Origin of the sequence: Rhodococcus sp. EPR-147 (genome assembly GCF_001647185.1) — a bacterium.
In the GTDB taxonomy this organism is placed as follows: domain Bacteria; phylum Actinomycetota; class Actinomycetes; order Mycobacteriales; family Mycobacteriaceae; genus Rhodococcoides.
The window spans coordinates 1-12,262 of the sequence record NZ_LVCU01000273.1 but is presented as its reverse complement, the minus strand read 5'-3'; the positions used below and the strand labels follow the sequence as shown (position 1 = coordinate 12,262).

The 12,262-nt window shown below is 66.8% G+C and carries 10 protein-coding genes and 1 pseudogene; 10 read left to right on the top strand and 1 reads right to left on the bottom strand.

Features of this window, described 5'->3' with window-relative positions:
- Positions 1–184 precede the first annotated feature (184 nt).
- The 10 genes from A2J02_RS13020 to aroB all read left to right on the top strand — a co-directional run bounded on the left by A2J02_RS13020 (position 185) and on the right by aroB (position 11,862).
- Positions 185–1,354, top strand: a complete 1,170-nt coding sequence (locus A2J02_RS13020) for a kinase (RefSeq protein ID WP_068050569.1) — start codon at positions 185–187, stop codon at positions 1,352–1,354.
- Positions 1,355–1,502: 148 nt separating this feature from the next.
- Positions 1,503–2,810 (top strand): replication-associated recombination protein A, encoded by a 1,308-nt coding sequence (locus A2J02_RS13015; protein WP_231911449.1) that lies wholly within the window; start codon positions 1,503–1,505, stop codon positions 2,808–2,810.
- Between the two features lie 43 nt (positions 2,811–2,853).
- Complete coding sequence (alaS, locus tag A2J02_RS13010) at positions 2,854–5,523, top strand: alanine--tRNA ligase (protein WP_068050568.1); 2,670 nt, start codon at positions 2,854–2,856, stop codon at positions 5,521–5,523.
- A 5-nt stretch (positions 5,524–5,528) separates the two neighbouring features.
- Complete coding sequence (gene ruvX, locus A2J02_RS13005; protein ID WP_068050567.1) at positions 5,529–6,059, top strand: Holliday junction resolvase RuvX; 531 nt, start codon at positions 5,529–5,531, stop codon at positions 6,057–6,059.
- Positions 6,056–7,462, top strand: coding sequence for an endolytic transglycosylase MltG (locus A2J02_RS13000; RefSeq protein ID WP_068050566.1), 1,407 nt, complete (start codon positions 6,056–6,058; stop codon positions 7,460–7,462). The genes ruvX and A2J02_RS13000 overlap by 4 nt, the downstream gene beginning before the upstream one ends.
- The gene (locus A2J02_RS12995; protein ID WP_442971474.1) at positions 7,437–8,276 is read left to right on the top strand and encodes a shikimate dehydrogenase; all 840 of its coding nucleotides are present in this window, start codon (positions 7,437–7,439) and stop codon (positions 8,274–8,276) included. Before A2J02_RS13000 ends, A2J02_RS12995 begins: the two co-directional genes overlap by 26 nt.
- 138 nt (positions 8,277–8,414) lie before the next feature.
- Positions 8,415–8,987, top strand: coding sequence for a prepilin peptidase (locus A2J02_RS12990; protein ID WP_231893997.1), 573 nt, complete (start codon positions 8,415–8,417; stop codon positions 8,985–8,987).
- Positions 8,988–8,999: 12 nt separating this feature from the next.
- Positions 9,000–10,187 (top strand): chorismate synthase, encoded by a 1,188-nt coding sequence (aroC, locus tag A2J02_RS12985; RefSeq protein WP_068050564.1) that lies wholly within the window; start codon positions 9,000–9,002, stop codon positions 10,185–10,187.
- Positions 10,184–10,735, top strand: a complete 552-nt coding sequence (locus A2J02_RS12980; RefSeq protein WP_068050563.1) for a shikimate kinase — start codon at positions 10,184–10,186, stop codon at positions 10,733–10,735. The genes aroC and A2J02_RS12980 overlap by 4 nt, the downstream gene beginning before the upstream one ends.
- A gap of 14 nt (positions 10,736–10,749) precedes the next feature.
- Positions 10,750–11,862, top strand: a complete 1,113-nt coding sequence (gene aroB, locus A2J02_RS12975) for a 3-dehydroquinate synthase (RefSeq protein ID WP_068050562.1) — start codon at positions 10,750–10,752, stop codon at positions 11,860–11,862.
- 89 nt (positions 11,863–11,951) lie between these two features.
- Here aroB and A2J02_RS28245 read toward each other — a convergent pair.
- Positions 11,952–12,262: pseudogene (locus A2J02_RS28245) on the bottom strand (B-4DMT family transporter); the annotation flags it as partial.

Genomic DNA, 12,262 nt, shown 5'->3' with positions numbered 1-12,262 from the left:
CCGTATCGGTGGACGTTGCACCGGAGTAGCGAACCCGGCATAATTCGGTGGCTCGGGGGTAACCGACCATCTGGTCGAATCTACGAATGCAACGTGCGAAAAGCCGCAAAACGGACAATCGTTTCCCATTCGTAGTCACCGAGACGGCACAGCAGAACACACCGAACGGGTAGCTTGGATATCGATGACCGCAACACTGGCAGACCCTGTATCAGAGGTAGTAGCAGCAGCCCAGCGACTCCTCACCAAACGCACCGGAGCTCCGGTGACGTTGATCGACCCGGTGAATCTGGGGGGTAGCGGTCAAGCGATCGTGTTGCGAGTCAGAGTGTCCGAGAACCCGTTTCAGCTGCCCCGCACCCTGGTGATCAAGCAGGTCCGGGAGCTGCCCGCCGAATCGGAACTGCATGCCGAGCTCGCCGACATCTCCGGTTCCAGCGCCTTCCTGCGCGAGGCGGCGTCGTACCAGTTCGCCAACGCTCTGGCCACGGACAGCAGGCCCGGACCCGAGCTGCACGCATACGACCTCGACGCGAGGTTGCTGGTGCTCAGCGATCTCGGCGACGCCAGTCCCATCACTGCTCTGCTGCGCAACTCGGACGAAGCCGCGGTGACCAATTCCTTGATGGCCATGGCGCAGGCGCTCGGCCGCATGCACGCCGCCACCGTCGGCCGTGAGGACGATTTCGCCGCTCTGCTGCGACGGGTGGGACAACCCGACTCCACCGACGGGATCTCCGCCCAGATACCCGCCGCTCTTGCCGAGGTCCCCGGCCTGCTGACCGATCTTCTGGGCGTCGGAACGACTCCGGATGCCATTCTCGATCGAGTCTCTCGCAGCGGGCGACTGTTCGCGCACGGTGCCTTCCGCGCCTTCAGCCCGTCCGACCTGTGTCCCGACAACATCATCGTCAACGACGAAGGCGTGCGGTTCCTCGACTACGAGTGGGGCGGATTTCGTGACGCCACCCTCGACATCACCTACGCGTTGGCGTCGTTCCCCGGTTGCCTGTGCAGCTTCGAGCTCTCACACGATCGCGAGCAGGCGATGATCGACGCGTGGCGCTCGGAAGTGGTGGGGATCTGGCCAGCGTTGGCCGACGACACTACGCTGGCGAGCAAGATTCTCGACGCGCGTCTGATCTGGGTGTGGCTGAGCACCTACTGGTTCCTGCCCGACGACCACACTCGCATCGCAGCGGCGCGTGCTCACCACCTGTCGGTTCCGCGGTCGCAGGCACTGATCTCGCGGTGGACGACGCTGGCAGACAGTGCCGCGCGCGTCGGTGAGACCGACATCGCCGACTACGCGACGTCGGTCGCCACCGCTCTGCGCACCAAGTGGGAGCGCTGAGGAAGACGTCGTTCGCGCATCCGCCGGTCGCATCGGTAGCGTTCGACGGGTGAGCGGCGGCATCGGTAGTGACTTCTCCGGCGGGGACATCTCGGGAAGCGACGAGTTGGGCGACGGACTGTTCGACGCGCCTGCGCCCCCGGAGGCGATGATCGCCGAGTCCCGTCCCACGTCCACCTACGTCAGGCCCGACGCACCTCTGGCGGTGCGTATGCGTCCGACGAGCCTCGACGAGGTGGTGGGGCAGTCTCATCTGTTGGCTCCGGGCGCACCGCTGCGCCGGCTGGTCGAGGGCTCCGGTGCGTCCTCGGTGATGCTCTACGGTCCACCGGGAACCGGTAAGACGACGCTGGCGTCGCTGATCTCGGGGGCTACCGGACGCAAGTTCGAGGCGCTGTCGGCTCTCTCGGCCGGTGTCAAGGAAGTACGCAACGTCATCGAACTCGCGCGCCGCCGACTGCTCTCGGGCGAGCAGACGGTGCTGTTCATCGACGAGGTGCACCGATTCTCCAAGACGCAGCAGGATGCACTGCTCGCTGCCGTCGAGAATCGGATCGTGTTGTTGGTGGCTGCGACCACGGAGAACCCGTCGTTCTCGGGGGTGTCGCCGCTGCTGTCCCGGTCGTTGGTTCTGCAGTTGCAGCCGCTGGCATCCGAGGACATCGAGTTGTTGCTCACTCGCGCCGCCAACGATCCGCGCGGACTGGACGGTGCGGTGACCATCGCCGACGACGCGATGGATCACCTGGTGCGTCTCGCTGCCGGCGACGCCCGACGGGCGTTGACGGCACTCGAGGCGGCAGCGGGCGCTGCAACCGACGGGATGCTCGACCTCGCGACGGTCGAGGCCAGTGTCGACAAGGCCGCCGTGCGTTACGACCGCGACGGAGATCAGCACTACGACGTCATCAGCGCGTTCATCAAGTCGATCAGAGGGTCCGACGTCGACGCCGCCCTGCACTATCTTGCGCGGATGATCACGGCAGGCGAGGACGCGCGGTTCATCGCGAGACGTCTCGTGGTGCACGCCAGCGAGGACATCGGGATGGCCGACCCCACGGCACTGCAGACCGCGACGGCCGCTGCCAGCGCCGTGCAGATGATCGGTATGCCCGAGGCACGGTTGGCGCTGGCGCAGGCGACGATTCATCTGGCCACTGCGCCCAAATCCGGTGCCGTGATCGGCGCACTCGGTGCTGCCATGGCCGACGTGGCTGCAGGCAAGTCGGGATCGGTGCCGCCGCATCTGCGCGACGGCCACTACAAGGGAGCTCAAGGGCTGGGGAACGCCGTCGGGTATCGGTACCCGCACAGCAGTCCTGGCGGCGTACTGGGGCAGCAGTATCCGCCGGACGAACTGGTGGGCGTGAACTACTACGAGCCCACCGAGCACGGTGCCGAGCGGGAAATCGCGACCAGGGTCGGGAAACTGCGCCGCATCATCCGAGGCCGATAGGCCCTCGAGTCGGTGCGGGGTCCGACGACGCTAACCTGTATCCGTGCAGACCCATGAGATCCGCAGGCGTTTCCTCGACCATTTCGTGAAGGCGGGACACACCGAAGTACCCAGTGCGTCGTTGATCCTCGACGACCCCAATCTGCTGTTCGTCAATGCGGGCATGGTTCCGTTCGTGCCGTTCTTCCTCGGTCAGCAGACACCGCCGTACAAGACGGCGACGAGCGTCCAGAAGTGCGTGCGCACGCTCGACATCGAGAACGTCGGTATCACCACCCGCCACAACACGTTCTTCCAGATGGCAGGAAACTTCTCGTTCGGCGACTACTTCAAGCGAGACGCCATTCGGCACGCCTGGTCTCTGTTGACCGACAGCGTCGAGGACGGCGGATACGGGTTCGATCCCGAGCGCATCTGGGCCACCGCGTATCTCGACGACGACGAGGCGATCGAGCTTTGGAAGGAGATCGCAGGCCTGCCCGACGAGCGAATTCAGCGCCGAGGAATGGCCGACAACTACTGGTCCATGGGCATTCCCGGACCCTGTGGCCCGTGCTCGGAGATCTACTACGACCGAGGACCCGAGTTCGGTGCCGAGGGCGGTCCCGAGGCCGACGAGGATCGGTACATCGAGATCTGGAACCTCGTGTTCATGCAGAACGAACGCGGCAAGGGAATCAGCAAGGACGACTTCGAGATCCTCGGTCCGCTGCCGAAGCAGAACATCGACACCGGCATGGGCGTCGAGCGCGTCGCCTTCCTGCTGCAGGGCGTGGACAACGTCTACGAGACCGACCTCGTCCGACCGGTGATCGCCAAGGCCGAGGAACTCTCGGGACGCGCCTACGGTGCCAACCACGACGACGACGTGCGTTTCCGAGTCATCGCCGATCACGCCCGGACCGCCGCGCTGCTGATCTCCGACGGAGTCAATCCCGGCAACGACGGTCGCGGCTACGTGCTGCGCCGATTGCTGCGCCGCATCGTCCGATCGGCACGCCTGCTCGGCGCACCCGACGAGACCATGGCCCAGTTCGTCACCGTCGTACGAGACACGATGGCCGAGTCGTACCCGAATCTGGTCACCGACTTCGATCGCATTCTGACCGTCGCAGTGGGGGAGGAGACGGCGTTCCTCAAGACCCTGACCTCGGGTTCGCGGCTGTTCGAGGGAGCGGCGGAGGCAGTCAAGGCGTCGGGCGCGAAGAAGATCGGCGGTGCCGAGGCATTCGCGCTGCACGACACCTATGGTTTCCCGATCGATCTGACGCTCGAGATGGCCGCCGAGGCCGGCCTGTCGGTGGACGAGGACGGTTTCCGCTCGCTGATGGCCGAGCAGCGCAACCGGGCCAAGGACGACGCCCGTGCCCGCAAGCACGCACACGCAGACCTCACGGTCTACAAGGATTTCGTCGACGGTTCGCCGACCGAGTTCACCGGATTCGACGAACTCGGCTCCGAGGCCACGGTATTGGCCCTGATCTCGAACGGCGTCCGCGTACCGACCGCGGTTGCGGGAGACTCGGTGGAGATCATCCTCGACCGCAGCCCGCTCTACGCCGAGTCCGGTGGCCAGATCGCCGACATCGGCACAATTACTGCACCCGGCCTCGGCGTCAAGGTCAACGACGTGCAGAAGATCGCCAAGAAGCTCTGGACGCACAAGTCTGTGGTCGAGTCGGGTCAGATCACCGAGGGCGACACCGTGCACGTCGACGTCGACCACGCGTGGCGTAAGGGCGCGACTCAGGGCCACTCGGGTACCCACATGGTGCACGCGGCACTGCGACAGGTGCTCGGGCCGAACGCGACACAGGCCGGATCGCTCAACAAGCCCGGCTACCTTCGGTTCGACTTCTCGTGGCAGGGAGCGCTCTCGGAGGCGCAGCGCGACGACATCGAGAACGTCGCCAACGACGCGGTGGGCTCGGACTTCGCGGTCAACACCATGGTCACCGACCTCGACAGTGCCAAGAAGATGGGCGCCATGGCCCTGTTCGGTGAGAACTACGGCGACGAAGTGCGCGTCGTCGAGATCGGCGGACCGTTCTCGATGGAACTGTGCGGTGGTACGCACGTGCAGCACTCGTCGCAGATCGGCCCGGTCACCATTCTCGGTGAATCGTCCGTGGGCTCGGGAGTGCGCCGAGTCGAAGCCTTCGTCGGCCTCGACTCGTACCGCTATCTCGCCAAGGAACGCGCGCTGCTGGCCGGCATCGCGTCCTCGCTGAAGGTGCCGTCCGAGGAGGTTCCGGCCCGCATCGAGACCCTGGTCGAGCGTCTGCGCGTCGCGGAGAAGGAACTCGACGCGGTCAAGGCCGCCGCAGTGCTGGCCTCGGCAGGGGAGTTCGTCGGCAGGGCCGAGCGATTCGGCGACGTGCGAGCGGTCATCGCGCAGGCACCGGACGGCGTCGGCGGCAACGACTTGCGCACCTTGGTCACCGATATCCGAGGCCGGCTGGGCGCGGATCCGGCCGTGGTGGTGCTGTTCGGCACCGTGAACGGCAAGGTCCCGTTCGTGGTCTCGACCAACAAGGCAGCTCAGGATGCAGGCATCGCGGCAGGCGATCTGGTGGCGGCCTTCGGTCCGAGTATCGGTGGCCGAGGCGGCGGCAAGCCCGAGTTGGCTCAGGGTTCGGGATCGGACGTCGCCGGAATTCCAGCCGGTATCGACGCAGCCCGGGCTCGATTGACCGAACTCACCACCCACTGACGATCGTGGTAGCTCAGGGGCGCGGCCCCGATCGGCCAGGAGTCGACGATCCCGGCCGCGGCCGTCGTATCGGCATCGACGTCGGGAGTGTGCGCATCGGTATCGCCTCGAGCGATCCCGACGGTGTACTCGCCACGCCGGTCGAGACCGTGCCGCGATCGAAGATCAAGGGTCCCGACGCCCCGGACGTGGCGCGGGTGGCGGAGATCGTCGCCGAATACGAGGCCGTCGAGATCGTCATCGGGCTTCCTCGGACGCTGCGCGGAGAGCGCGGCAACGCCGTCGACGCAGCCGAGAAATTCGGCCGCTCCCTGCACCGGCGACTGGGTGATGTGCCGATTCGGATGGCCGACGAGCGACTGACTACCGTGAGTGCATCGCGCGCGCTACGGGACAGTGGAGTGCGAGCCAAGAACCAACGATCGGTGATCGATCAGGCTGCGGCGGTCGCCATACTGCAGGGCTGGCTCGACGAGCGCCGTGCCGTATCGGATCGTGCAGCGAACAATTCAGGATCGACGGAGGTCGACGAGTGAACTACGAAGGGTCCGATCGGGACCGGCGAGATGCGCGCTCGGACGAGGCGCACACCGACCCGATCGGCTATCGCGTGGACGAGGGCAGCGAGTTCCACCGCACTGTGCACGGCCCGCCGCAGCGTCAGGAGCCGCATCCCCGGTCCTCTCGTGACGCAGATCGGGAGCACGAGGCCGAGCGCGGAGCGTTGCCACAGGAGGTCGGCCGCAGCCGTGCCGCGACCCGGAAGGACCGAGCTGCCTCCAGCCGCAAGCGCCGCGGCCGCCTGGTCGCTCTGGTGCTCGGTCTCGTACTGGTCGTAGCAGTCGCGGGAGGAGCGTATTTCGCAGTGAACAAGTTCGGCAATCGCACGACACCGAACGCCGACTTCACCGCGGGCTCACCGGGGGACGGCGTGGTGATTCAGGTTCATCCCAACGACACCGCACAACAGATCGGTACCCAGGCAGCGGACAAGGGTGTGGTCGCCAGCTCAGGAGCCTTCCTCGAAGCGGCGCTCCTGAACAACGCCATCACCTCGGTTCAACCCGGTTTCTATCTGCTCGCCAGCAACGTGCCTGCCTCGCAGGCCGTGAACGAACTGGTCGACCCCGCCTCCCGGGTGGGCAACATGGTGATCTCGGAGGGCCGTCAGCTGCACGACGCGCGCGACGTGAACACCGGTGCCGTCAAGAAGGGCATCTACACCCTGATCTCCGAGGCCAGCTGCGTGGACCGAACCGGCAGTGGAACCCCCACCTGCGTGAGCTACGACGACCTCAACGTGGCCGGAGCCGTGGACGACCCGGCCGCCTTGGGCGTGCCCGACTGGGCCACCGATCGCGTCGAGGGAGTCCCGGACCGCGATCGCCAGCTCGAAGGCCTGATCGCCGCAGGAACCTGGGACTTCGATCCCAGCGCGGCTCCGACCGACATTCTGAAGCAGCTGGTGTCCGAGAGCGCGACCCGCTACGAGGACACCGGAATCCTCACCGCGGGTGCCAACTCCGGGCTGACTCCGTACGACACCCTCGTCGCTGCGTCGCTCGTCGAGCGGGAGTCGCTGCCGCAGGACTTCAGCAAGGTGGCCCGGGTGATCCTCAATCGGCTCGCGGTGCCGCAGAAGCTCGAGTTCGACTCGACGGTCAACTACTCGCTCGATACGACCGAGGTGGCCACCACCGACGCCGATCGCGCCCGCGTCACCCCGTGGAACACCTATGCCAGCGAAGGGCTGCCGGCAACTCCGATCTCCTCGCCGAGTATCGGAGCGGTGCAGGCGGTCGAGATGCCCGCCGACGGTGACTGGCTGTACTTCGTGACCATCAACCAGGCGGGCGAAACCCTGTTCACCCGCAGCTACGAGGAACACCTGGCCAACATCACCAAGGTCGAGGGTGGCTTCCTCGACAGCGGCCGCTGACGTGCGCGCCGCTGTACTCGGAAGCCCTGTCGAACACTCGAAGTCGCCGGTGCTGCACTGTGCCGCGTACCGCGCGCTCGGCCTCGCCGACTGGACGTACGAGCGCATCGACTGCACCGGTGAGCAGCTGCCCGGCCTGCTCGACGGTTTCGGCCCCGAATGGGTCGGCGTGTCGGTCACCATGCCGGGCAAGGTCGCGGCTCTGGCGTACGCGACCGAGCGCACCGCGCGGGCAGTTCTGGCCGGCTCGGCGAACACCCTGGTGCGCACCGAGTCGGGCTGGCGCGCCGATTGCACGGACGTCGATGGGATCGTCGGTGCACTGCGCGACGCCGGAATCGAGGACCTGTCCGGTCGCACCGTGACGGTGGTCGGCGCAGGAGGAACGTCGAGGCCGGCGATCGTGGCGCTGGCCGGACTCGGAGCGACTGCGGTCACTGTCGTCGCGCGGTCGGCCGACCGCGCCCGAGACACACTGGACTGCGCCGTCGCCGCGGGGATGCGCGCCGAATTCGCGGACATGACCGACCCTCGGCTCGCCACCGTCGCAGCGGAGTCCGCTGTGCTCGTCAGCACCGTGCCCGCGGCCGGGGCTGCGGACATCGCGTCGGATCTCGCCCAGGCGCCCCTGGTCCTCGACGCCATCTACGATCCCTGGCCGACGCCCCTGGCAACTGCCGTGGACGCGGCCGGTGGAACCGTCATCAGCGGATTGTCGATGCTGCTCAATCAGGCGTACGGGCAGGTGGAACAGTTCACCGGCAGGCCCGCGCCGCGAGCGATCATGCGGGACGCACTGTTCACCGCATTGTGAGTTCGAGCCGGCGGTAGTCCACGGGCCGGAGTAGTCCACGGGCCGCGAGTTGTCCACAGGCCGCGAGTTGTGCACAGGGCAATCTCCCACCTGGGCTTTCGTCACAGTCGATCGCTGCCGTGGTGCAAGCCTTCGGTCATGATTGTCGTGTGTGGTGCGGTCGTGGTCGGTGCCGTTGTGGGGCTGACGATGCGCCGATGTTTGGTCCGATGGAGTCCTCGGCTCCTGCCGCTGCTGTCTGCGATCGGTACCGGATGGGTCTGGTGGCGTTTCGGCGGTACCGAATACGCGGTTCCGTTGTGCGTGACGACGTGGTGGTTCGCCGCACTCAGCGCGGTCGACCTGCAGCGACGCCGGTTGCCGAACGCCTTGACCGTCCCCGGGGCGGTCGTGGTGACGATCGCGCTCGTGTTCACCGGTTCGCCGGGGGCACTGCTGGGCGGTGCTCTGTTGTTCGCGATCTATCTCGTCGTTCACCTTCTCGCGCCCGCGGCGTTCGGAGCGGGGGACGTCAAACTCGCCTGGTCGGTCGGCTCGATCGCGTGCGTCGGCGGCGGGGGAGGATGGGCGATCGCCGCGCTGTCGGCACCGGTGGCAACTGCCGTGGTGGGGTCGATCACCGCGGCGTTGGGGCACCGGCGAGCCCGCATCCCGCACGGCCCGTCCATGTGCGCGGCCACCCTGCTGGCATCCGCGGCGTCCCTGGCGTGAAAAGATGTTCGAGTGCTGCGCTGGATAACTGCCGGAGAATCCCACGGACCCGCTCTCGTCGCCATTCTCGAAGGAATGGTCGCGGGAGTAGAGGTGACCTCGGACGACATTGCCTCTCAACTTGCTCGCCGTCGCCTCGGCTACGGCCGAGGTGCCCGCATGAAGTTCGAGGCCGACAAAGTGACCCTCACCGGTGGTGTCCGACACGGACGCACGATGGGTGGTCCGGTCGCGATCGAGGTCGGCAACACCGAGTGGCCCAAGTGGGAGCAGGTGATGTCGGCCGATCCCGTCGACGAGGCAGTGCTCGCGGATCTCGCGCGCAACTCCCCGTTGACGCGGCCGCGGCCCGGCCACGCCGACTTCTCCGGGATGCTCAAGTACGGCTTCGACGACGCTCGCCCGGTGCTCGAGCGCGCCAGCGCGCGTGAGACAGCCGCCCGGGTCGCGATCGGCACCGTCGCCCGCCTGTTCCTGAAGCAGGCGTTCGGAGTGGATGTCGTGTCCCACGTGATCTCCATCGGGGCATCCGACCCCTATGTCGGGCCGCCGCCCGCAGGCGCGGACCTCGACGCGATCGACTCATCTCCGGTTCGCGCCTTCGACAAGGCCGCCGAAGAATCGATGATCGCCGAGATCGAAGCAGCGAAGAAGGACGGTGACACCCTCGGCGGCGTCGTCGAGGTCGTGGTGCACGGTCTGCCCGTCGGCCTCGGGTCGTTCGTCTCCGGAGAACGCAAGCTCGACGCAAGACTCGCCGCGGCCCTGATGGGAATCCAGGCCATCAAGGGGGTCGAGATCGGGGACGGCTTCGAGACCGCGCGTCGACGCGGAAGCGTCGCTCACGACGAGATCAAGCCCGGTCCGGACGGTGTGTTGCGCTCGACCAACCGGGCAGGCGGCATCGAGGGCGGTATGACCAACGGTGAGGCACTGCGAGTGCGGGCGGCGATGAAGCCCATCTCGACGGTTCCGCGCGCGTTGGCAACGGTCGACATGATGACCGGCGACGAGGCGGTGGCCATTCATCAGCGCTCGGATGTCTGCGCTGTTCCTGCTGCCGGTGTCGTGGCCGAGACGATGGTCGCCCTGGTCGTCGCGCAGGCAGCGTTGGAGAAGTTCGGTGGGGACTCGCTGGCGGAGACGACGAGCAACGTCGACCACTACGTGAAGGGCACCGCCGCCCGACCTCCACGATGACCCCGTACGCGGTCCTCGTCGGACCGCCGGGAGCAGGCAAGTCGACGATCGGTCGACGGCTGGCACAGGCTCTCGACCTGGACCTGTTCGACACCGATGTGGCCATCGAGCGAGACACCGGTCGTACGATCGCCGATATCTTCTCGCACGACGGCGAACCGGCCTTTCGGCAGATCGAGGAGCGGATAGTCGCCGGTGCTCTGGCCTCGCACGACGGGATCGTCTCCCTCGGCGGTGGTGCTGTGCTGTCGCCCGCGACCCGCGCTCTGCTGTCCGGGCACACCGTGGTGTACCTGGAAATCAGTGTGGCCGAGGGGCTTCGGCGTACCGGTGCGAACACGGTTCGGCCGTTGCTCGCCGGTCCTGATCCGCGTGCGAAGTACCAGGAACTGATGCGTCATCGGCGACCTCTCTATCGATCGGTGGCCACGGTGCGAGTGCGTACCGACAGTCGCAGCCCCGCTCGGGTCGTGGGCCAGTTGGTGTCGAAGCTGACCGCCATCGCCCCTGTTCCCGGGCGCGATGCGAACGAGAAAAACCCCCAGTAGATGAAGGTGATTCGATGACAGAGCCAGTGCGCGTCCAGGTCGAGACTGCCAACCCGTACCCGGTGATCATCGGCCGAGGTCTGTTGACGGATCTCGTCGACCAGCTCGCCGGAACGGCCACCGTGGCGATCTTCCACCAGCCTCCGCTGGCAGAGACCGCGGAAGCAGTGCGAGCGGCGTTGGCGGACAAGGGAATCGACGCTCATCGCATCGAGATTCCGGACGCCGAGGACGGCAAGGATCTGGCCGTGGCCGGGTTCTGCTGGGAGGTTCTCGGCCGAATCGGTCTCACTCGCAGCGACGCCATCGTCAGCCTGGGCGGCGGAGCGGCGACGGACCTGGCCGGATTCGTGGCCGCGACCTGGATGCGCGGAGTTCGTATCGTCCACGTCCCGACGACGCTGCTGGCCATGGTCGACGCGGCCGTGGGCGGCAAGACCGGCATCAATACCGATGCCGGCAAGAACCTCGTCGGCTCCTTCCACGAACCGGCTGCCGTGTTGATCGATCTGGCGACCCTGGAGACCGTGCCGAAGAACGAGATCGTGTCGGGCCTGGCCGAGGTGATCAAGACCGGATTCATCGCCGATCCGAAGATTCTGGACATCATCGAAGCCGATCCTGCCGCGGCGCTGGATCCGACCGGCGACGTGCTCCCGGAGCTGATTCGGCGCTCGGTCGAGGTCAAGGCGAAGGTCGTGGCGGCAGATCTGCGTGAGTCGAACCTGCGCGAGATCCTGAACTACGGGCACACGCTCGCGCACGCCATCGAGCGGCGGGAGCAGTACCGGTGGCGTCACGGTGCCGCGGTGTCGGTCGGTCTGGTGTTCGCGGCCGAGCTGGGACGTCTGGCCGGACGCCTGGACGACGCCACTGCCGACCGCCACCGTTCGATTCTCGAATCGGTCGGATTGCCGGTCACCTACGACGAGTATGCGTTCTCGGATCTGCTCAAGGGCATGCAGACGGACAAGAAGAACCGGGCCGGGCTGCTGCGGTTCGTGGTTCTGGACGGTTTGGCCAAGCCCGGACGGCTCGAAGGTCCGGATCCGGCACTGCTCGTCGCTGCATTCTCCGCGGTCGGCCGCGAGGCCCCGGCCGCAGGTGGGTCGGCCATCATGTTGTGACGCCGTCGGCCCGTCTCGGGGCCTGACGACAACGGGCGGTGATCGACGCGTACAGCGTCGATCACCGCCCGTAGGTCGATGTAGGGGAGTCAGGAACCGTCGGCGCTGCCGTGGCGGCCGCGCTTGTCGAGCCGCGGCTTGCCGTCCGCGTCCACTGCCGAGAACACCTCGGTGTCGGCGTCGCCGTGCTCGGGAGCCCACTGCGTTTCGGTCCGCGTGGGTTCGGTCCGCGTCGCCTCTGCCTGACCCGAACGGTTCTCCTGGCCGGCGTTGACCAGCTGGCGGTCGTGCGCACGTTCGGCGTCCGAGGTGGCCAACTTCTTCTTGGCCTCGCGGTTGACGATCTGTCGTCCCACGAACACCGCGACGCTGGCGCCGATGAAGATGGTGAGAATCGTGA